At 69.3% G+C, this 20,103-nt stretch carries 19 protein-coding genes and 1 tRNA gene; 7 read left to right on the top strand and 13 right to left on the bottom strand.

Annotated elements, in window-relative coordinates; all coding sequences use genetic code 11:
• Nucleotides 1-77 precede the first annotated feature (77 nt).
• The 4 genes from F5972_RS11965 to F5972_RS11950 form a co-directional block, all read right to left on the bottom strand.
• Nucleotides 78-956, bottom strand: coding sequence for a metal ABC transporter permease (locus tag F5972_RS11965; protein ID WP_150933545.1), 879 nt, complete (start codon nt 954-956; stop codon nt 78-80).
• A complete protein-coding gene (locus tag F5972_RS11960) occupies nt 953-1,804 on the bottom strand; it encodes a metal ABC transporter ATP-binding protein (RefSeq protein WP_150933544.1) in 852 nt (283 codons plus the stop codon). The genes F5972_RS11965 and F5972_RS11960 overlap by 4 nt, the downstream gene beginning before the upstream one ends.
• The gene (locus F5972_RS11955) at nt 1,801-2,748 is read right to left on the bottom strand and encodes a metal ABC transporter solute-binding protein, Zn/Mn family (RefSeq protein WP_150933543.1); all 948 of its coding nucleotides are present in this window, start codon (nt 2,746-2,748) and stop codon (nt 1,801-1,803) included. The genes F5972_RS11960 and F5972_RS11955 overlap by 4 nt, the downstream gene beginning before the upstream one ends.
• 91 nt (nt 2,749-2,839) lie before the next feature.
• Entirely contained in the window at nt 2,840-3,262 is a 423-nt protein-coding gene (locus tag F5972_RS11950) for a Fur family transcriptional regulator (RefSeq protein ID WP_150933542.1), read from the bottom strand.
• Nucleotides 3,263-3,367: 105 nt separating this feature from the next.
• Here F5972_RS11950 and F5972_RS11945 point away from each other — a divergent pair, with 105 nt between their 5' ends.
• On the top strand, nt 3,368-3,970 hold the full coding sequence (locus tag F5972_RS11945) for a hypothetical protein (RefSeq protein WP_150933541.1): 603 nt from the start codon (nt 3,368-3,370) through the stop codon (nt 3,968-3,970).
• Between the two features lie 12 nt (nt 3,971-3,982).
• Here F5972_RS11945 and F5972_RS11940 read toward each other — a convergent pair.
• From F5972_RS11940 to dnaA, 9 genes are all read right to left on the bottom strand, one after another.
• Nucleotides 3,983-4,059 (bottom strand) — tRNA-Ile (locus F5972_RS11940).
• 156 nt (nt 4,060-4,215) lie between these two features.
• Nucleotides 4,216-4,950, bottom strand: coding sequence for a DUF3566 domain-containing protein (locus F5972_RS38020; RefSeq protein WP_225311385.1), 735 nt, complete (start codon nt 4,948-4,950; stop codon nt 4,216-4,218).
• 223 nt (nt 4,951-5,173) lie between these two features.
• Nucleotides 5,174-7,702 carry a DNA gyrase subunit A gene (gene gyrA / locus F5972_RS11930; RefSeq protein WP_150933540.1) on the bottom strand — a complete coding sequence of 843 codons (2,529 nt, stop codon included), beginning with the start codon at nt 7,700-7,702 and terminating at the stop codon, nt 5,174-5,176.
• A gap of 28 nt (nt 7,703-7,730) precedes the next feature.
• Nucleotides 7,731-9,638: a DNA topoisomerase (ATP-hydrolyzing) subunit B gene (gene gyrB / locus F5972_RS11925; RefSeq protein WP_425563117.1), complete on the bottom strand. Its 1,908-nt coding sequence runs from the start codon at nt 9,636-9,638 to the stop codon at nt 7,731-7,733.
• 375 nt (nt 9,639-10,013) lie between these two features.
• Nucleotides 10,014-10,547: a DUF721 domain-containing protein gene (locus F5972_RS11920; RefSeq protein ID WP_318527567.1), complete on the bottom strand. Its 534-nt coding sequence runs from the start codon at nt 10,545-10,547 to the stop codon at nt 10,014-10,016.
• Nucleotides 10,537-11,724, bottom strand: coding sequence for a DNA replication/repair protein RecF (gene recF / locus F5972_RS11915; RefSeq protein WP_150933538.1), 1,188 nt, complete (start codon nt 11,722-11,724; stop codon nt 10,537-10,539). Before recF ends, F5972_RS11920 begins: the two co-directional genes overlap by 11 nt.
• A 27-nt stretch (nt 11,725-11,751) precedes the next feature.
• Nucleotides 11,752-12,705, bottom strand: coding sequence for a phosphogluconate dehydrogenase (NAD(+)-dependent, decarboxylating) (gene gnd / locus F5972_RS11910; protein WP_345530726.1), 954 nt, complete (start codon nt 12,703-12,705; stop codon nt 11,752-11,754).
• A 95-nt stretch (nt 12,706-12,800) separates the two neighbouring features.
• Nucleotides 12,801-13,940 (bottom strand): DNA polymerase III subunit beta, encoded by a 1,140-nt coding sequence (gene dnaN, locus F5972_RS11905; protein ID WP_150933536.1) that lies wholly within the window; start codon nt 13,938-13,940, stop codon nt 12,801-12,803.
• Nucleotides 13,941-14,463: 523 nt separating this feature from the next.
• Nucleotides 14,464-16,170 (bottom strand): chromosomal replication initiator protein DnaA, encoded by a 1,707-nt coding sequence (gene dnaA / locus F5972_RS11900; RefSeq protein WP_150933535.1) that lies wholly within the window; start codon nt 16,168-16,170, stop codon nt 14,464-14,466.
• 434 nt (nt 16,171-16,604) lie between these two features.
• On the opposite strand from dnaA, the gene rpmH reads away from it, so the two are divergent.
• The 6 genes from rpmH (at nt 16,605) to rsmG (ending at nt 19,966) form a co-directional block, all read left to right on the top strand.
• Nucleotides 16,605-16,742, top strand: a complete 138-nt coding sequence (gene rpmH, locus F5972_RS11895) for a 50S ribosomal protein L34 (protein ID WP_015772801.1) — start codon at nt 16,605-16,607, stop codon at nt 16,740-16,742.
• 100 nt (nt 16,743-16,842) lie between these two features.
• Nucleotides 16,843-17,199, top strand: a complete 357-nt coding sequence (gene rnpA / locus F5972_RS11890; protein WP_404803053.1) for a ribonuclease P protein component — start codon at nt 16,843-16,845, stop codon at nt 17,197-17,199.
• The gene (gene yidD / locus F5972_RS11885) at nt 17,196-17,510 is read left to right on the top strand and encodes a membrane protein insertion efficiency factor YidD (protein WP_150933533.1); all 315 of its coding nucleotides are present in this window, start codon (nt 17,196-17,198) and stop codon (nt 17,508-17,510) included. Before rnpA ends, yidD begins: the two co-directional genes overlap by 4 nt.
• A gap of 4 nt (nt 17,511-17,514) precedes the next feature.
• Nucleotides 17,515-18,468: a membrane protein insertase YidC gene (yidC, locus tag F5972_RS11880; protein ID WP_150933532.1), complete on the top strand. Its 954-nt coding sequence runs from the start codon at nt 17,515-17,517 to the stop codon at nt 18,466-18,468.
• Nucleotides 18,469-18,486: 18 nt separating this feature from the next.
• The gene (locus F5972_RS11875; RefSeq protein WP_150933531.1) at nt 18,487-18,981 is read left to right on the top strand and encodes a Jag family protein; all 495 of its coding nucleotides are present in this window, start codon (nt 18,487-18,489) and stop codon (nt 18,979-18,981) included.
• A gap of 304 nt (nt 18,982-19,285) precedes the next feature.
• Complete coding sequence (gene rsmG / locus F5972_RS11870; RefSeq protein WP_150933530.1) at nt 19,286-19,966, top strand: 16S rRNA (guanine(527)-N(7))-methyltransferase RsmG; 681 nt, start codon at nt 19,286-19,288, stop codon at nt 19,964-19,966.
• The last annotated feature ends 137 nt before the right edge of the window (nt 19,967-20,103 follow it).

Genomic DNA, 20,103 nt, shown 5'->3' with positions numbered 1-20,103 from the left:
GCACTGCGGAGCCCCGTCGAAGTCCCGTATGGCAGTCGTGTGAACCGGGCTGGGGAGGAGCGGAGCTCACCATCGCCTCAGCCGGTGACCACAGCCGGGGGTCTGCGCGCCCAGCCGCTACGCGTGCGTACGGCCCCCACAGCGCGGCAGGCCAGGTAGATGGCGAAGGCGATGGTGGTGACATACGGACTGATCGGGATGCTGCTGCCCAACGCGATGAGGATGCCGCCGACCACGGACGTGACGGCGAACAGGACGCTGAGCAGAGGGATCAGGCGAGGGGAAGCCGTCACCCGGGTGGCGGCGGCCGCAGGGGTGACCACCAGGGCGAGCACCAGCAGAGCCCCGACGATCTGGATCGTCGTGGCCACGGCGAGACCCAGCACCAAGGTGAACACAGGGGACAGAGCCCGAACGGGCACGCCGCGGGCGGCGGCGACATCGGGATCGAGGCTGGCGAAGGTCAGCGGACGCCAGATGACCGCCAGGACGAGCAGGACGACGACCGACACTCCGATCAGCCAGGCTGTCTGCGGGGTGTCCACGGCCACGATCTGACCGGTGAGCAGCCCGAACTTGTTGGCGGCACGGCCTTTGTACAGCGACAGGAACAGCACACCCAGTCCCAGTCCGAACGGCATCAGAACGCCGATGGCGGAGTTGCGGTCCCGGACGCGCACCCCCATGGCACCGATGACCGCGGCGGCCAGGACCGATCCGACCAGGGATCCTGCCACCACGTTCACTCCGAGCAGGAGCGCGGCCGCCGCGCCGGCGAAGGACAGCTCGGCGATCCCGTGCACGGCGAAGGCCAGATCCCGCATCATCACGAACGTACTGATCAGGCCGCCGACCACACCGAGCACGGCCGCGGCGATGATCGAGTTGGCCACGAGGGCCAGCAGCTGCCCGTAGCCGTCGTAGTTGAAGATCTGGTGCCAGATGTCGGTGCTCATGACTGGACGCCTTCAGCGTGGTCGGGGTGGTGCGGGATGGGGACGCCGGCGATCAGGTAGCGGCCGTGGGCCCGGACCACCTCGACCGGGCCGCCGTACAGGTCGGACAGAACGGAAGACGTCATCACCTCGTCGGGCGTGCCGACGCGGAATCGGCCCCCGGCCAGGTACAGCACCCGGTCGACCAGTGGGAGGACCGGATTGAGCTCGTGGGTGACGAAGAGCACTGCGGTGCCATGGGCGCGCCGCCGCCGGTCGAGCAGGTCGACGATCGCGTGCTGGTGGTGCGGGTCGAGCGAGAGGAGCGGCTCGTCGCACAGCAGGAGCGCGGGATCGGTGGCCAGGGCCTGCGCGATGCGCACCCGCTGCTGCTCGCCGCCGGACAGTAGGCCGAGGGGCATGTCCGCGTACGCGTGCGCGCCCACCTCCGTCAGCAGCTCGTCGATGCGACGCCGCAGCCCTCTGCTGCCGAGAGGCAGACCCCAGCGGTGGCCGTCGACGCCGAGCCGTACCAGGTCGCGGGCACGCAGCGGCGTGTGCGGGGCGACGGCGCGCTGCTGGGGGATGTAGCCGATCAGATCGCCGCCCCGCCGGGGCGGGCGGCCGTCGATCAGCAGGGTTCCGGCAGAGAGAGCCAACTGGCCCAGGACGGCGTGCAGCAGGCTGGTCTTGCCCGATCCGTTGGGCCCCAGCACGGCGACGAACTCGCCGCGGCGCAGCTCCAGATCCAGCCCGGACCACAGCACGCGCTCGCCACGGCGCAGTTCCGCATCGGTCAGGCTGAGGACGACGGGTGTTCCGCTGGTGGAGGCGGCCTGCTGTGCGATGGTTCCCGTCTGCTCGCTCATCGCCCCAGGGCCTTGCCGAGCGCGTCGAGGTTGGCGGTCATCCAGCCGAAGTAGTCCTTCCCGGAGGGCAGGGTCTCGGTGACCGAAACGACGGGGATGCCGTTGCCGGTCGCCGCCTCGCGGACCCTCTCGGTCTCCGGGCCGGCGGTCTGGGAGTTGTAGACGAGGGCCTGCACCTTCTTGCCGGTGAACAGGGCGAGGGTGTCCCGCAGGACGCGGGGGGAGACGTCGTTGCCTTCCTCGATGGCCTCGCTGAACTCCTCGGGGGCGGCGTTGGTCAGGCCGCACGCCTCGATCATGTACAGCGGGACCGGCTCAGTGATCGCCACGGCGGTGCCCTTCGCGGTCTGCGCGATGGCCGCCTCCTGCTCCTCCAGCGGCTTGAGCTTCTGCTTGAAGGTCTCGGCTCCAGCAGTGAAGGCGGCGGCCCCGGAGGGATCGGCCTTGCCCAGCGCGGCGGCGATCGAGTCGGCCAGCCGCGCGACGGACGGGAAGTCGTACCAGACGTGCTCGTTGAGCTCCTCTCCGTCCGCCGCGGTCTTCCCGGAGATCTCGACCGCGTTCAGCACCTGGGCCGAGGTGTTGCCGGCGGCGTCACGCATCGTGTCCATGAAGTCGTCGTAGCCGCCGCCGTTCTCGATGATCACCTTGGCCTTGGACAGCGCCAGCTGGTTCTGCGGATTGGCCTCGAAGGAGTGCGGGTCCTGGTCGGGGCCGGCGATGAACGAGGTCACCGCGACCTTGTCACCGCCGATCTGCCGGACGACGTCGCCGTACACGTTGGTGGAGGTCACCACGGCGACCGCGCCCGGGCCGGGGGACGCGCTCACAGCCGGCTCGGGAGATGCGGCCGGAGAAGACGAGCCGCCGCAGCCGCTCAGCAGCACGGGAGCCAGGCCCGCGAGGACGAGCAGGGAGGGACGACGCAGGGGGGAGGCGTTCATGTCGATCCTCATTGGAAATGACAACGGTTTTCATTTCTCAACCTAGCATCGCCACCCGGATCGGCCGCAATGGGGCAGAAGGCATAGAAGGTCACCGCATGGCCGTCGAGGGCTCCGTCTCGTCTGTCCAGCACGACGTGCACACGCCGTAGATCTCCTCGACATGGAAACCGACCGCGGCAGGAAGCCGGTGAAGGGCGCGGTCGAGGTCACCGGCCTCAACGACCAGGCCACATCTGCGACACACCAGGTGACGATGGTTCCCCTCACCGCAGAGCCGATAGACGGTCTCGCCGCCGCGCTCGAAGGTGTGCACGAGCTTCGCCTCGGACAACGTGATCAACGTCCGGTAGACCGTCGTCAATCCCAGCTTGCCGCCGGCGTTCTGCACCTCGGCGTAGATCTCCCCGGCGCTGCGGGCGCGGTCTTGCTGACGGAGGGAGCGTAAAACGAGCAGGCGGGGCGCCGTCGCGACGAGACCTAAACCATGGAGCGTCCGCCTATCCGGATCCATGCGTAAAATCTAGACGATAATGACAATTATTGTCATTTCTACCTTGTCAGTGCCTCACGCAGGGCGGTTTGGCCGACGGCAAGCCGCTCGCTCTGCTCGGTGCAGGTGGCGCGCAGCTCCTCCAGGGCGCGCGGCCTCCGCATCCCCGCGGGCGGCGACGGCGGCGCCGACAGCTTCGGCGCGACCGGGGGCGGCTTCGTGCGCGGCAACTCGTTCCCAGGCCTCTCGCTGGATACGTTCGGCCTCGCCCCGGATCGCCACGGCTCGCTGGTCAGCCTCCTGTCGAGCGACGGCGGTGGTATGCGCCTGGGTGAGGGCTTCCCGGCGAAGCTCATCCGCCGCATTGCCCGCCGCGCCTGCATCCCCTCCGGGGCCCAGCTCACCCCGCAGATCGACCGCGCCAAAGCCGGCCTCACCCTGCTCCACAGCTCCGGCAAGGTGGAAGGTCACGTCAACCGCGTCAAGATGCTCGGGTTCGTCCCCGCCGAGGACCTGGAGCAGGCCGAGCTGGACGCGATGCAGGACGAGGTCGAGCACGAGGCCGCTGACCTTGCGGCGTTCAATCTCCGTCCCTCGCATGAGGAGACCGGGTGTCGTGACCTGTCGATGTGGATCGATGTCTGCTACCTGGTGCCGGACGTCCGTGATGGCAAATCGATGGCAAACGACCAAGAGACCAGGTCCCGGATCTTGGGAACTGGCCTCTGAGCTGGTACTTCGTGGTGGGGCTACCAGGACTTGAACCTGGGACCTCTTCCTTATCAGGGAAGCGCTCTAACCGTCTGAGCTATAGCCCCGCGATGCGCATCGAACGTTACCGCATCCGGTTTCCGGTGGCGAATCCGCTTCCGGACGAGGAAAAGCTTACCGTGTCCGGCCCGGTGGTCGTGCCGCGAAGCGCGGTGTCCGCCTCGTACGGCCGGCCGCTCGGGGCGGCCCGCCGTACGAGGGAATCACTCGGCTTCGCTGAAGGTGACCTCGACGCCCCCGACGAGGTCTGCGGAGATGTTGTAGATCACGGCGCCGAGGGTGGACAGCGCGGTGATGAGGACGACGTTCAGCGCGCCGAGCAGGGCCGCGTACCCGAGGATGCGGACCGGCTCGAACCAGCCACGGATGTCGATGGTGCCGACGCCCTTGCCCGCCACACCGCCGCTCGTGGTGAGCTGCATGACGGTGTCGGTGATCGAGGAGAACACGCCGAGCGCCGAGAGCACGCCGTACAGAATCGCGACGGCCACGAAGAGCACGACGAAGCACACCAGCGAGACGACGAAGCTGAACTTCATCGCCGACCACGGCTCGACCCGGCGCAGGACCAGGTGGGCCTTGCGCGGCGGGCGGAGGCCGGCTCCGGGCTTCTTGTCCTTGCCCTTGGCGGCCTCGGGGCGGTCCCCGCCGTCGGGGCCGAAGGTGAGCCCGCGTACGGACCCGCCGCCCGTCTTGGCGCCGTTGTCCACGGGTGCCCGGGCGCCGTCCACAACGGGAGCGGCCGCGGCCACCCCGGCGGGCCGGGGATACTGCGCAGTGGCGCCGCCGTCGGGTCCGCCACTGCCCGGCCTGCCGTTCTCGGGCCTGCCGTTCTCGGCGGCGCCGGCCGCGGTCGCCTGCCGCTTCCACGGCTTGTCGGCGCCCGTGGTCCGGATGCGCATGGTGTCTTCGGCCTTCGCCTTGTCGGCGGCGGTCACGTCATCTCCTTCGGAAGCCACCCTGGGGACGCTACCGCCATCCTGTGCCCGCGCGGTAACGCCGTTAGAGGACGACGCCGCCGGACGGGCGCCCGCCGGTTTCTGCCTGGCGCTGCCGGGGGTCGGTGCCCCGCCGCTGTCGCTCATGCCACACCCTCGCCTGACGGCTCGGGTCCGCATTCGCGAAGCGCACTGTGCTCATCGATTCGCTCGCTGCGCTCGCTCATGCCTCGCCTCCTGCCCCGTTCTCCTCGGTCACCGACGACTCGGCGCTCTCTTCGGCCACCAGCGCCTCGGCGTTGCGAGCGAGGGCGACGACGCTGTCACCCTCGGCCAGATTCATCAGGCGGACGCCCATGGTCTGGCGACCCGACTGCTTGATCTGGCCTGCGCTGGTACGGATCACCCCGCCGGCAGAGGTGATCGCGAAGACCTCGTCCTCGGGACGCACCATGACGGCACCGACCAGCTTGCCACGAGCACTGACGATCTTCGCCGTCAGGACGCCCTTGCCGCCCCGGCCCTGCACCGGGTACTGGTCGGCGGGTGTCCGCTTCGCATACCCGCCCTCGGTCGCGATCAACACGTCGTCGCCGTCGCCCATGACGTTCATCGCGAGAAGTTCGTCGCCGTCGATGAACCGCATGCCGATCACGCCGCTGGTCGCGCGGCCCATCGGGCGCAGCGCGTCGTCCGAGGCGGTGAACCTGATCGACTGCGCGTTCTTGGACACGAGCAGCAAATCGTCACCCTCGGACACGAGACGGGCGGCGATCACCTCGTCATCCTCGCGCAGGTTGATCGCGATCAGGCCACCGGAACGCGGCGAATCGTATTCGGAAAGGCGCGTCTTCTTCACCAGGCCGCTGCGGGTCGCCAGCACCAGGTACGGCGCGACGTTGTAGTCCCGCAGGTCGAGGATCTCCATCACGTGCTCGTCGGGCTGCATGGCGAGCAGGTTGGCCAGGTGCTGGCCGCGCGCGTCACGCCCCGAGTCCGGCAGTTCGTACGCCTTGAACCGGTAGACCCGGCCCTTGTTCGTGAACGCCAGCAGCCAGTGGTGGGTCGTGGTCACGAAGAAGTGCTCCACGATGTCGTCCTGGCGGAGCTGGGCGCCCCTGACCCCCTTGCCACCGCGCTTCTGCGCCCGGTAGAGGTCGGTGCTCGTCCGCTTGGCGTACCCACCGCGCGTGATCGTGACGACCACGTCCTCCTCGGCGATCAGGTCCTCGATGGACATGTCGCCCTCGTACGCGATGATCTCGGTCTTCCGCTCGTCGCCGTACCTGGCGACGATCTCGCCGAGCTCGTCCGACACGATCCGGCGCTGCCGGACCTCGGAGGCCAGGATGTCCTGGTAATCGGCGATCTGCGCCATCAGTCCGTCGTACTCGTCCTGGATCTGCTGCCGCTCAAGTGCGGCCAGCTTGCGCAGCTGCATGTCCAGGATGGCCTGCGCCTGCACCTGGTCGATGTCCAGCAGGGTCATCAGGCCGCCCTGCGCCTCAGCCGCCGACGGCGACCGCCTGATCAGGGCGATGACGTCGTCCAGCCGGTCGAGGGCCTTGAGCAGGCCGCGCAGGATGTGCGCCCGCTCCTCGGCCTTGCGCAGCAGGAACCGGGTCCGCCGGACGACGACCTCGACCTGGTGCGTGATGTAGTGCCGCACGAACTGGTCGAGCCGCAGCGTCCGCGGCACCCCGTCGACCAGCGCGATCATGTTCGCGCCGAACGTGGTCTGGAGCTGGGTGTGCTTGTAGAGGTTGTTCAGCACCACCTTGGCGACCGCGTCGCGCTTGAGCACGATCACCAGCCGCTGGCCGGTGCGCGAGGAGGTCTCGTCGCGGACGTCCGCGATGCCGGTGACCTTGCCGTCGCGGACCAGCTCGGCGATCGTGAGCGCCAGGTTGTCCGGGTTCACCTGGTACGGCAGGGCCGTGACCACCAGGCACTGCCGTCCCTTGGGGTCCTCCTCGACCTCGACGACGGCCCGCATGATGATCGAGCCGCGGCCCGTGCGGTAGGCGTCCTCGATGCCGCGGCGGCCGACGATCAGCGCACCGGTGGGGAAGTCGGGGCCCTTGACCCGCGCGAGCACCCCGTCGAGCAGTTCCTCGTCGGTCGCCTCGGGGTTGTCGAGCGCCCACATGACGGCGCTGCCGACCTCCCGGAGGTTGTGCGGCGGGATGTTGGTCGCCATGCCGACCGCGATGCCGGCCGACCCGTTGACCAGCAGGTTCGGGAACCGCGACGGAAGGACGACCGGCTCCTGCGACCGCCCGTCGTAGTTGGGCTGAAAGTCGACGGTCTCCTTGTCGATGTCCCGGAGCATCTCCATGGCGATCGGCGCGAGGCGGCACTCGGTGTACCGCATCGCGGCGGCCGGGTCGTTGCCCGGCGAGCCGAAGTTGCCCTGCCCGTCGACGAGCGGGTAGCGCAGCGACCACGGCTGCGCGAGCCGTACGACGGTGTCGTAGATCGACGTGTCGCCGTGGGGGTGGTAGGAGCCCATGACGTCGCCGACGACCCGGGAGCACTTGAAGTAGCCGCGGTCGGGCCGGTAGCCGCCGTCGAACATCGCGTACAGCACGCGGCGGTGCACGGGCTTGAGGCCGTCGCGGACGTCCGGCAGCGCGCGGGACACGATGACGGACATCGCGTAGTCCATGTAGCTGCGCTGCATCTCGGCCTGGATGTCGACCGGCTCGATCCGATCGGCGGGGGGCCCAGGCGGCGTGTTCACTTCCGTCACGAAAAGTCCTTCTGGTTATCCGCGCCGCTCAGACGTCGAGGAAGCGGACGTCACGGGCATTGGTGATGATGAAGTTCCTGCGGGCCTCGACGTCCTCGCCCATGAGCACGCTGAACATGTCGTCAGCCTGGGCGGCGTCGTCGAGGGTGACCTGGCGGAGTACGCGGGTGTCGGGGTTCATCGTGGTCTCCCACAGCTGGGAGGCGTTCATCTCGCCCAGACCCTTGAACCGCTGCACGCCGTCGTGGAGCCGGGGGTCGCGCCGGCCGCGGCCGACGCCGTCCTCGATGATCGAGTCCCGCTCCCGGTCGGAGTACGCGTACGACGCGTCCTCGCCCTTGCGGTCCCACTTGATCTTGTACAGCGGAGGCTGGGACAGGTAGACGTGGCCCGCCTCGATCAGCGGCCGCATGAAGCGGAACAGCAGCGTCAGCAGCAGCGTGGTGATGTGCTGGCCGTCCACGTCGGCGTCCGCCATGAGGATCAGCTTGTGGTAGCGCAGCTTCGAGATGTCGAACTCGTCGTGCACGCCGGTGCCGAGGGCCGTGATCAGCGCCTGGACCTCGTTGTTCTTGAGGACCTTGTCGATCCGGGCCTTCTCGACGTTGAGGATCTTGCCGCGCAGCGGGAGGATCGCCTGGAACTTGGGGTCGCGCCCGCCCTTGGCCGAGCCGCCGGCCGAGTCGCCCTCGACGATGAACAGCTCGCACTTCTCCGGCTCCGACCACTGGCAGTCGGCCAGCTTGCCGGGGAGCCCGCTGCCGCTTTCCAGCAGCGACTTGCGGCGGGTGAGGTCGCGCGCCTGGCGGGCCGCGATGCGGGCCCGGGAGGCCTGCAGCGACTTGTTGATGATCTCCTTGGCCTCGCCCGGGTTGCGCTCGAACCAGTCGCGCAGGTGGTCGTTGCAGGCCTTCTGGACGAACGACTTCGCCTCGGTGTTGCCCAGCTTGGTCTTGGTCTGGCCCTCGAACTGCGGGTCGGCCAGCTTCACCGAGATGATCGCGGCGAGCCCCTCGCGGACGTCGTCGCCGCTGAGGTTGTCGTCCTTGCCCTCTTTGAGGAACTTCTGCTCGCGCGCGTACCGGTTGACGATGGTCGTCAGCGCGGCGCGGAAGCCCTCCTCGTGGGTGCCGCCCTCGGCGGTGTTGATCGTGTTGGCGAAGGTGTAGACCGACTCGCTGTAGGAGGCGTTCCACTGCATGGCGATCTCGACCGAGATGCCGTCGCCGTGCTCCTCGAAGTCGATGACCGAGTTGTGGATCGGGTCCTTCTTCGAGTTCAGATGGGTGACGAAGTCGGACAGACCACCCTCGTAGTGGTACGTGACGACCTTGGACTCGCCCTCGATGATGTGGTCGGGCCGCTCGTCGGTGAGCCGGATCGTGAGGCCCTTGTTGAGGAAGGCCATCTCCTGGAAGCGGCGCGCCAGCGTCTCGAAGTTCCAGGCGACGGTCTCGAAGATCTCCGCGTCCGGCCAGAAGCTGATCGTCGTGCCGTGGTCCTCGGTGGGCTCGCCCTTCTGCAGCGGCCCGGTCGGCTTGGCCGTCAGGTACTTCTGGCGCCACACGTGGCCGTCGGTGCGGACCTCGACCTCCAGGCGGGTCGACAGGGCGTTGACGACCGACGCGCCGACGCCGTGCAGGCCGCCCGAGACGGCGTACGACTTGCTGTCGAACTTGCCGCCGGCGTGCAGCACGGTGAAGACGACCTCGACGGCGGGCCTGCCCTCGGCGGCGACGATGCCCACGGGGATGCCGCGCCCGTGGTCCATCACGCGCACGCCGCCGTCGGCGAGCAGGGTGACCTCGATCAGGTCGTTGTAGCCGGCCAGCGCCTCGTCGACCGCGTTGTCGACGATCTCCTGGACCAGGTGGTGCAACCCGCGCTCACCGGTCGAACCGATGTACATGCCGGGCCGCTTGCGGACCGCTTCCAGCCCTTCGAGAACGGTGATAGAGCTAGCGTCGTAGGACAAGTGCGAAATCCTCCTGCCGCGGACACGCGGCGGGCTACACCGTGGATCGGCTGCCCCTGCCGTGCCCGTCACCGTCGTGAGTGCCCCGATGCGCCCGCCCAGGGAAAACCGGCCCGCTGGACCGGGGGTGACGCAAACCGGACGTGTCCTTGAGTCCTCCTACATTCTACCGGTCCGACCGACAACCGGTGGCATTCACGGGGGCTGTGATGCCCTGTCGCTTGATGATCATGTTTCCGACCGTCCCCTACTGGGGGCGGGGGTCATGGCCTCAGGCGCGATTTTGGGCCGGTTCGGGCTTCCGGAGACCTCCCTCTGCCCAGCAGACGGGCCCACTCACCCGTAGGTGTCGCCCGGACCCCGGCTGCCGCGCACCCGCAGACCGCCCTCCGGCCGCGGCCCCGCGCCCGGGCCGCGCACCTTCACCCTGGTCACCGTGCCGTCTCCGAGTTCCTCGTTCAGCCGCTTGACCAGCGTGGCGGCGAGCAGGCGCACCTGGGTCGCCCAGGCGGTCGAGTCGGCGGCGACCAGCACCTCGCCGTCCTCGAAGCTCTCCGGCCGGGTGTGGGCGGCGAGATCGGGCCCGACGATCTCCGGCCAGCGGCCGAACACCCCGCCGACCGCGACCGGCTGCTCCCAGCCCCGGGCGGCGAGCAGGTCGCGGATCGCCCGGCCGAACGGCAGCGGGTCGCCGGCGTCACGCCGCGCAGCCCCCGAGCCGGATCGGCGGCGGGGCTCGCTGCGCGGCAGCTGCCCCCGCTTCAGCGCGTCGGACTTGGCCTGGGCCAGCTTCTCCCGCGCCAGCGCGGCGCCCCGGGCGGCCGAGCCCTTCGGGGATTGTCCACCGCCTGTGGATATCTCATCGGACACGGGTCACGCTCCCTTCGGTCACGTCGAACCTGGCGCCGGTCAGCTCGGGCGGCACGTCGTCCGGCACCGCGGCCGTGATGAGCACCTGCTCGGCCGGGGCGACGATCTCGGTGAGCCGCCTCCGCCGCTGCCCGTCCAGCTCGGCGAAGACGTCGTCGAGGATCAGCACGGGGTCGCCGCCGTCGGTTCTCAGCAGGTCGTAGGCCGCGAGCCGCAGCGCGAGCGCGAACGACCACGACTCGCCGTGGCTGGCGTAGCCGCGGGCGGGCAGCTCGCCCAGCCGCAGCAGCAGGTCGTCGCGGTGCGGGCCGACGAGGGTCACGCCGCGTTCGAGCTCGGCCTGGCGGGCCTCGGCGAGACCCGTCCGGATACATTCGGCGAGAAGTTCCCGGTTTGTCCCCAGGGTGGGGATATCTGTGGATAACCCCGACGCCCGGTACTCCAGATCGGCGAGCCCGGATGACGGCGCGAGTGTGGCGTACGCCTTGGCGGCGAGCGGGCGCAGCAGATCCACCAGGTGCAGCCGGGCCGCCAGCAGTTCGGCGCCGAAACGCACCAGGTGGGTGTCCCAGATCTCCAGGGTGCTCAGCACATCCCCGGCGCCGGCGGCGGCGAACGCCGCGTCGTCGTCCTGCCTGCGGGGGGCGCGCCGCCGCCCCGCCCGGCTCGCCGCGGCCGTACGCAGGAGGGTGTTGCGCTGTTTGAGCACGCGCTCGTAGTCGGCGCGTACGGCCGCGAACCTGGGGGCGCGGGCGACGAGCAGCTCGTCCATGAACCGGCGGCGCTCGGACGGGTCGCCCTTGACGAGCGCGAGGTCCTCGGGGGCGAACAGGACGGTGCGCAGCAGGCCGAGCGCGTCGCGCGGCCGCGGGACCGGTGAGCGGTTCACCCGGGCGCGGTTGGCCCGGCCCGGGTTGATCTCCACCTCGACGAGGGCGCGGCGGTCGTCCCTGACGACCACGGCCCGTACGACCGCCCGCTGGGCGCCGTGCCGTACGAGCGGCGCGTCGGTCGCCACCCGGTGGCTCGAATGGGTCGCGACATAGCCGAGCGCCTCGACGAGGTTGGTCTTGCCCTGCCCGTTCGGCCCCACGAAGGCCGTCGCGCCCGGTTCGAGCGTCAGCTCGACCTCGGGGTAGGACCGGAAGTCGGTGAGGGACAGGCTCGCCACGTGCACGCCCGCAAGGCTAGCCGCCCCGGGTGCTCACCGGTCGGCTTCGGGGGGCGGAGCCACGTCGGCGCCGGGGGAGTCGGCGCCCTTGCCCGTCTGGCCCTCGGCCGACGCGACCGCGTGGCCGCCGAACTGGTTGCGCAGCGCCGCCACCATCTTCATCGCCGGGGAGTCGGCCTGGCGCGAGGCGAACCTGGCGTACAGCGCGGCCGTGATGGCCGGCAGGGGCACTGCGTGGTCGACGGCGGCCTGCACGGTCCACCGGCCCTCGCCGGAGTCCTCCGCGTAGCCCTTCAGCTCGGCGAGGTCGGGGTCGTCCTTCAGGGCCCGCACCAGCAGGTCGAGCAGCCAGGACTGGATGACCGTGCCGTGCCGCCAGCTCGCGAACGTCTCGGGGACGTTGGTGACGACGTCGCTGGCCTCCAGCAGTTCCCAGCCCTCGGCGAAGGCCTGCATCATGCCGTACTCGATGCCGTTGTGGACCATCTTCGCGAAGTGGCCCGCGCCGACGCTGCCCGCGTGCACGAAACCGTCCTCGCCCTCGGGCTTGAGGGTGTCGAAGACGGGCATGAGCCGCCCGACATGCTCGTCCTCGCCGCCGGCCATCAGGGCGTAGCCGTTCTGCAGGCCCCACACGCCGCCGCTGACGCCCACGTCGACGAAGCCGATGCCGCGGGTGCCGAGATCCGCCGCGTGCCGCTGGTCGTCCAGGTAGTGGGAGTTGCCGCCGTCGATCACGACGTCGCCCTCCGACAGCAGGTCGCGCAGTTGCTCGACGGTGGCACGGGTCGGCGCTCCGGCGGGGACCATCACCCAGACCGCGCGCGGCGCCTGAAGCCTCTCCACGAGGTCCTTCAGGCTGCCGACGTCGCTGACGGAGGGATCGCGGTCGTAGCCGACGACCTCATGGCCGCCGCGCCGCAGCCGCTCGGCCATGTTGCCGCCCATCCTGCCGAGCCCGATCATGCCGATCTGCATCTGAGCCACCCCTTGACGTCCGCGTCGTCCACCGAGGCACGCGTACCCGTGCAACGGGTCTCCATGCCACGGCCAAAGCGTACGCCCGGGGCGTCACGGTGAGATCAGCTGGACAGGCGGATGGGCATGATGAGGTAGCGGTAGTCCTCGTTGGCGCCTTCGTCCACAGGCTTGCCCCCGGTGAGGATGGCCGGCTTGGTCGGCGTGGTGAACTGCAGCCGGGCGATGTCGGAGTCGATCGCCCCGAGGCCCTCCAGCAGGAACTGGTGGTTGAACGCGATGTTGATCTCGTCGCCGTCGAAGTCGACCGGGAGCGCCTCCACCGCCTGGGCCTCGTCGCCGCTGCCGGCCTCCAGGACGACCTCTCCGCCGCGGAAGGCCAGCCGTACGGGGGTGTTGCGCTCGGCGACGAGCGCGACGCGCTTGACGGCCTCGACGAACGAGCCTGTGGGCAGGTCGGCGCGGGCGGAGAACTCGGTGGGCAGCAGCGAGCGGTACTTGGGGAACTCGGGGTCGAGCAGCCGGGTCGTCGTCCGCCGCCCGGAGCTGGAGAACCCGATCATGCCCTCGCCGGTGCCGCCGGCGGAGCTGAGCGCGATCTCCACCTCCGCACCGCTGCCGCCGAGCGCCTTGGCCGTGTCGGCGAGCGTACGGCCGGGAATCATCGCCACGGCCTGGAAGCCGGGCTGCTCCGGCTGCCACTTCAGTTCGCGTACGGCGAGCCGGTAGCGGTCGGTGGCGGCGAGGGTCACGGTGTCGCCGTCGATCTCCATCCGGACGCCGGTCAGCATCGGGAGCGTGTCGTCCTTGCCCGCGGCCACGGCCACCTGGCCCACGGCGGAGGCGAACACGTCGCTGCCGACCCGTCCGGCGGCGGGCGGCATCGCGGGCAGGGAGGGGTAGTCCTCCACAGGCATGGTCAGCAGGGTGAATCGCGCGCTGCCACAGGTGACCACGGCCTTCGCCCCGTCCACAACCAGTTCGACCGGCTGTGCGGGAAGGGCGCGGGTGATCTCGGCGAGCAGCTTGCCCGAGACGAGCACCACGCCCGCCTCCCCGGTCTGCAGGTCGAGGGTCACCTCGGCGGAGACCTCGTAGTCGAAGCCGGAGAGCTTCAGCCGCTGGTCATCGGTCACCTCAAGCCGCATGCCGGCGAGCACCGGCACCGAGGGACGGGCCGGAAGGCTTCGTGCCGTCCACGCCACGGCCTCGGCGAGCACATCGCGATCGATCCGGAACATCACGTGGATCAGCCTCCTGGGTGTCGCTGCATCGTCAAGTCTTCACTCTCCCGCACCTGTGTGCCTCCAGAACCCCTTCTATGGTTCTTGAGTTCCTTAGAGAGAGATACAGGTCCTCGTATTAGGGAGTGTGGATATGTGGATGAGGAGCATTTTCGCAGCTCAGCGGAGATGCTTCATCCACCGGTGCTGTGGGGGAAAGGTGGACGGACCCCCTGTGGACTGTGGGTGACCGCGCTGTCCCCACAGCCCGTCCCCAGGTTCGGGCCCCTCTGTCCACGAGTAATCCACCAGGTTTCCACCGGTTGTCCACGGGGTAAAAGGGACAGCCGATGTGCCTGTGACGAGTACGCACAGGGCGTCCCCAGCCTGCCCACAGGTATTCCCCAAGCTGTCCCCAACATTTCCCCAGAGTTGTCCCCAAGTGGGGACGGCCTGCCGGCGGGCCGGAGAGGGTGGGGGTAACGCGATTCGGGCCGCGATGAGGCGGCATCCCTGATCCACAGAGTTATCCACAGCCTGTGCACTAAGCGTTGCGTGCGCGCTGCTTGATCCGGGTGGTCAGCTCGTTGACCTGGTTGTACATCGAGTGCCGCTCGGCCATGAGCGAGCGGATCTTACGCTCCGCGTGCATGACGGTGGTGTGGTCCCGGCCGCCGAACTGCTGGCCGATCTTCGGCAGCGACAGGTCGGTCAGCTCGCGGGCCAGGTACATCGCGATCTGCCGGGCGGTGACCAGTGCCCGCGACCGGGAGCTTCCGCACAGGTCGTCGAGCGAGACGCCGAAGTACTCCGCCGTTGTGGACATGATGAGGGAGATGGTGATCTCCGGGCTCGCGTCCTCGCTGATCAGGTCCTTGAGGACGATCTCGGCGAGCTGGAGGTCCACGGACTGGCGGTTGAGGCTGGCGAACGCGGTGACCCGGATCAGCGCCCCCTCCAGCTCGCGGATGTTGGTGGCGATGCGGCTGGCGATGTACTCGAGGACGTCGGGCGGCGCGGCCAGGCCCTCCTGGATCGCCTTCTTCCGCAGGATCGCGATGCGGGTCTCCAGCTCCGGCGGCTGGACGTCGGTGATCAGGCCCCACTCGAAGCGGTTGCGGAGGCGGTCCTCCAGCGTGACGAGCTGCTTGGGGGCGCGATCGCTGGAGATGACGATCTGCTTGCTGGCGTTGTGGAGGGTGTTGAAGGTGTGGAAGAACTCCTCCTGCGTCTGCTCCTTGCCCTCCAGGAACTGGATGTCATCCACAAGGAGGATGTCGACCGCGCGGTAGCGGGCCCGGAACCCGTCCGCCTTGTGGTCGCGGATGGAGTTGATGAAGTCGTTGGTGAACTCCTCGGAGCTCACGTACCGCACCCGGGCGCCGTCGTAGAGGCTCTGCGCGTAGTGGCCGATCGCGTGCAGCAGGTGCGTCTTCCCCAGCCCGGAGTCGCCGTAGATGAACAGCGGGTTGTACGCCTTGGCGGGGGCCTCGGCGACGGCGACCGCGGCGGCGTGGGCGAAGCGGTTGCTCGCGCCGATGACGAAGGTCTCGAACGTGTACTTGGCGTTGAGCCGGGCCGACTCCCCGCTCGGGCGGCCGCCCCGCGCGTCCCAGCGGTTCTGCGCCGGCACGGGCTCCGGTTTGGGGGCGGGAGGCGGCTCGGGCGAGTAGCCGCCCGGACGCTGCGGACGGTCCGGCGGGGAGACCTGCTGGGCAGGCTGTGGATACTGCTGGTCCTGTGGATACCGCGGCCCACCGTGGACCTGCTGCGACCCCTGCGGGCGGCCGTGGGAGGGACCGTACGCCGGACCGTGTGCGGGGCTGTGGATACTCGGCGGGGCGTGCGGCTCGGGCTCGCGCCGGGACGGCCCGTCCTCACCTAAGGGGTAGCGCGGAGCCTGGTGATGGGCCTGTGGATAATCTGTGGACGACTGCTGTGGATGACGGTCGGCCGGCCCCTGGCCCACGGGGTCGGGAGCGGCCTGAAGTCCCGCGCCGGGATCCACCATCACCGCGATCCGCACCGGCCTGCCGAGCTCCTGCGACAGGGCGTGCACGATCAGCGGGCGCAGCCGCACCTCGATGACCTCTTTGGCGAAGTCGTTCGGGGCGGCCAGGAGGATGGTGTCGTTGATGAGGCCGGAGGGCTGTGTCATCTGGAGGAACGCACGCTGCTGTCCGGAGACGCCCTCGTCGAGGAGGGTGCTGAGCGCCCGAGCCCATACAGCGTTGAGATCGACGCCTTCCATGGCTCGGCCCCTCCTCCCTTTGCGCGGCCCCGTCCGCCGCCGCGATCCGTGCCGTGTTCCCGTCCGGTACGCCTCACGGCACCGGCCCTCTTCCGAATGCCTGATCCACACGTGATCCACACGATGTGCACAGGCCGCGTATTCTCCCCGGGCACATCCACGCTGATGAGGGGAAGGGCCGGACGGCCGACAGTAGCGGTGTGCACATCCGCGTTCAAGGCGTTGTCCACAGCCTAGTGGGCCATGGTCGCCCGCCGTACTCGGTTGGCGGCACGGGTGTCGGTTTGACCTGACGTAGGGTGGCCCCGTAACGTGTCCCGGTCGGCTAATCACGCGACGGCTATTTCGCATGCCCGCGCATATGACAAGCCGCGTGACATTGGATTGTGCCGCGTCCGCAGCCCGCGGGCGTACCTGAAGCCTGGAGCCCACTCGTGAGCAAGCGTACTTACCAGCCGAACAACCGTCGCCGCGCGAAGACCCACGGCTTCCGGCTGCGCATGCGCACCCGGGCCGGCCGCGCCATCCTGGCCGCGCGCCGCCGCAAGGGCCGCGCCGAGCTGACGGTCTGACGACCAGTCGCCGCCCGCTCGTGCCCGGCGCCCTTCGCGGCGCCGGCGGAGCGGGCGGCCGTACGTCGAGGAAGGCCCGGTGCTGCCGTCCGCGTCCCGCATGCGTCGGGGTGACGAGTTCGCCGACGCGATCCGCCGTGGGCGACGCGCCGGGCGTCCCACCCTGGTCGCACATCTGAATCTGCGCGACGCCGACGAGCCACCGCTGGTCGGCTTCGTCGTGAGCAGGGCGGTCGGTGGCGCCGTGGTGCGGAACCAGGTCAGGCGCAGGTTGAGACACCTCATGCGGAGCCGCCTGCCGATGCTGCCGAGAGGTAGCCTCTTGGTGGTACGCGCCAATCCACCGGCCGCGTCCGCGCGAAGCGAGCACCTGGCCGCCGAACTCGACGTCGCGCTGAGTCGTTTACTCCGGCGGCGCGGGTCCGAGGCCCGGACCCCGACGGATGGACGGTCATGACAGCGCAGCATCCGACCCCGGCCGAGGCGCCCGGGGAGGCCGACCGGCTCGGAGGCGGGCTGGTCGCCCGCGTGCTGCTCGCGCTCATCCGGTTCTACCGCGCATTCATCAGCCCGTTGCTGGGGCCGAGGTGCCGGTTCGAGCCGTCCTGTAGTGCCTATGGTCTCGAGGCCGTCGCCGTTCACGGAGCGGCGCGCGGGGTATGGCTGACCGTCAGGCGTATTGGACGGTGCCATCCGTTCCATCCTGGAGGTTTCGACCCGGTGCCCCCACGCCGAGTCCGGTCTCACGACGAAACGCAAGGGAGCTAGCTCGGTGGAGCTGCCATTCCTGAATTGGCTGTATACGGCTGTGGCCCAGGTGATCACCTGGATCCACGGCGGTTACAGCACCTTCATCCCCGCCAGTAGCGGTCTCAACTGGGCGCTGACCATCATCACCCTGACCGTGCTGATGCGTCTGCTGATCTTCCCGCTCTTCATGAAGCAGATGCGCTCGTCGCGGAAGATGCAGGAACTCGCGCCCAAGGTGCAGGAGCTGCGCAAGAAGTACAAGAACGACAAGCAGCGCATGAACCAGGAGGTCATGAAGCTGTACCAGGAGGCCGGCACCAACCCGCTGGGTGGCTGCCTCCCGATCGTCGCGCAGTTCCCGATCTTCATCTCGATGTTCACCGTGCTGCGGGCCATCGCCGAGGACCGGGCCGTCTTCGGGATGTCCAAGGATCTCGTGGAGAGCGCCCGGCACGCGCACGTCTTCGGTGCTCCGCTGCCGGCGACCTTCTTCACGAGCGCGGCGGACATCGAGAAGTTCAGCGCCGATCCGGTGGTCACGAAGATCGTGCTCGGCCTCTTCGTCGCGGTCAGCTCGTGCACCACCTTCCTCACCGTCCGGCAGAGCGTGACGCGCTCGATGGCGCAGATGCCGGACAACCCCATGGCGCAGCAGCAGAAGATCCTCATGTACATCTCGCCGCTGTTCGCCGTCTTCAGCCTGAACTTCCAGCTTGGTCTGATCCTCTACTGGGTGACCACGAACCTGTGGACGCTCGGCCAGCAGCACTGGTTCTACAGCCGCCACCCCATGCCCGTGGTAGACGAGAAGGGCAACGTCACCACTCCCGAGCCGACGAACGGGATCTTCACCAAGCTGGTGGGGAAGCCCAAGACCACCACCCCTGAGGTCGAGCCCGAGCCCGCCCCCAAGATCGTCCGCCAGCAGCCGGCGCGCCAGCCCCGCAGCAAGCGCACCGGCAGCAAGAAGTCGTAGGAGAAGGAGAGTCCGGACGTGACCGAAGCTGGGGAGACCCTCAAGCCTGCTCCCGACCTCGATGCCCTTGAACAGGAGGGCGAGATCGCGGCGGACTACCTGGAGGGCCTGCTCGACATCGCCGACCTGGACGGCGACATCGACATGGACGTGGAGGGGGACCGCGCCATGGTCTCGATCGTCGGGATCAAGGGCGACGATCTCGTGGGTTCCGGCGGGGAGGTGCTGGAGGCGCTGCAGGAGCTGACGCGTCTCGCCGTGCACCGCCAGACGGGGGAGCGTTCCCGGCTGATGCTCGACGTGGGCGGTTACCGGGAGCGGCGCCGCGCCGAGCTGACGAAGGTGGGCTCCTCGGCGGCCGAGGACGTCAAGCGCACGGGCGAGCCGAAGGCGCTCACCCCGATGACGCCCTTCGAGCGGAAGATCGTGCACGACGCCGTCGCGGCGGCGGGCCTGCGCAGCGAGTCGGAGGGCGAGGAGCCCCGCCGTTTCGTGGTGGTCCTGCCCGCCTGATCGTTCCTCCCGGTTCCGACTCCGCACGACTCCGGTCCCGCGCGGTTCCACGTCCGCACGGTTTCGAGTTCGTACGGATCCGGGACGTACGGGTCGCAAGCTCCGACGTGGGAAGCCGTCGGTCCCGATCTTCGGGGCCGGCGGCTTTTCCCGTCCCGGCGTCCTGCCACGCCGCGGATGAAGTGACTCGCCGCCCCGTGCGGCCGGGAGCGGGCGGACCCGCCGCCCGTATCCGCGGCTGACCATCCCCGGCCGGGGAATGACGACTACCCTTGGCCCCAGAGCGTTCCTGGATGAGTGAGTGATGACGGAGAGCAACGACCTGCCCGAGGCGCCCCCGGTGGCGCGTGAGATCTTCACCGGTGAGGCGCTTGAGAGGGCCCGGGTGTTCGCCGAGTTACTCGCCGGTCCCGGAGTGGTGCGAGGGCTGCTGGGGCCGAGAGAGGTGCCCCGGATCTGGGATCGCCATCTGCTCAACTGCGCCGTGGTCGAGGAGGCGGTTCCGCCGGACTCGACCGTCGTCGACATCGGTTCCGGCGCCGGTCTGCCCGGCCTGGTGCTCGCGATCGTCCGGCCCGACGTGACGGTGACCTTGCTGGAACCACTGCTCCGCCGCACGGTCTTCCTCTCCGAGTGTGTCGAGGCGCTCAAGCTCGACAACGTGGAGGTGTTGCGCGGACGCGCAGAGGAGATCGCGCACAAGAGGATCTTCGATGTCGCGACCGCACGGGCGGTGGCGCCGCTCGACCGCCTGCTCTCATGGTCGATGCCGCTGCTACGGGAAGGCGGCGAACTTCTGGCGATGAAGGGGGAGCGGGCGCAGGAGGAACTGGAGGCCGCCCGTCCCCACCTCCAGTCGTACGGAGTGAGGCACGTCGAACTCGTGACAGTGGGGCACGGTAGGGTCGAGCCGCCCGCGACCCTTGTTCGCGTCGTCGCAGGACGACCCCCGCGAGCGGACACGCGGAGGCGACGGAAGAGGTGAGCCGCGTGGCGGACGCCGGATCAGGCGATGTGAAAGCGGGACTGGGTTGGCCGGAGACCCGGCTCCCCCTACGCTGGGAGATCGCGACAGCAGGCCGGTCCTCCGGGGTTGGCTGGCCTCGTCTCCCTGCTTCGCCG

The organism is Microbispora cellulosiformans (assembly GCF_008728085.1).
GTDB classification, from domain to species: domain Bacteria; phylum Actinomycetota; class Actinomycetes; order Streptosporangiales; family Streptosporangiaceae; genus Microbispora; species Microbispora amethystogenes.
Note: the sequence above shows the minus strand (reverse complement) of the source record. Positions and strands in the feature narration are given on the sequence as shown.

Bases quoted from the DNA above. Each gene is read 5' to 3' on its own strand.
- rsmG (WP_150933530.1), top strand. From the start codon at position 19,286: ATGACGGAGAGCAACGACCTGCCCGAGGCGCCCCCGGTGGCGCGTGAG.
- F5972_RS11965 (WP_150933545.1), bottom strand. From the start codon at position 956: ATGAGCACCGACATCTGGCACCAGATCTTCAACTACGACGGCTACGGG.
- dnaA (WP_150933535.1), bottom strand. From the start codon at position 16,170: ATGGAAGGCGTCGATCTCAACGCTGTATGGGCTCGGGCGCTCAGCACC.
- yidD (WP_150933533.1), top strand. From the start codon at position 17,196: ATGACAGCGCAGCATCCGACCCCGGCCGAGGCGCCCGGGGAGGCCGAC.
- rnpA (WP_404803053.1), top strand. From the start codon at position 16,843: ATGCGTCGGGGTGACGAGTTCGCCGACGCGATCCGCCGTGGGCGACGC.
- F5972_RS11955 (WP_150933543.1), bottom strand. From the start codon at position 2,748: ATGAACGCCTCCCCCCTGCGTCGTCCCTCCCTGCTCGTCCTCGCGGGC.
- F5972_RS11960 (WP_150933544.1), bottom strand. From the start codon at position 1,804: ATGAGCGAGCAGACGGGAACCATCGCACAGCAGGCCGCCTCCACCAGC.
- F5972_RS11950 (WP_150933542.1), bottom strand. From the start codon at position 3,262: ATGGATCCGGATAGGCGGACGCTCCATGGTTTAGGTCTCGTCGCGACG.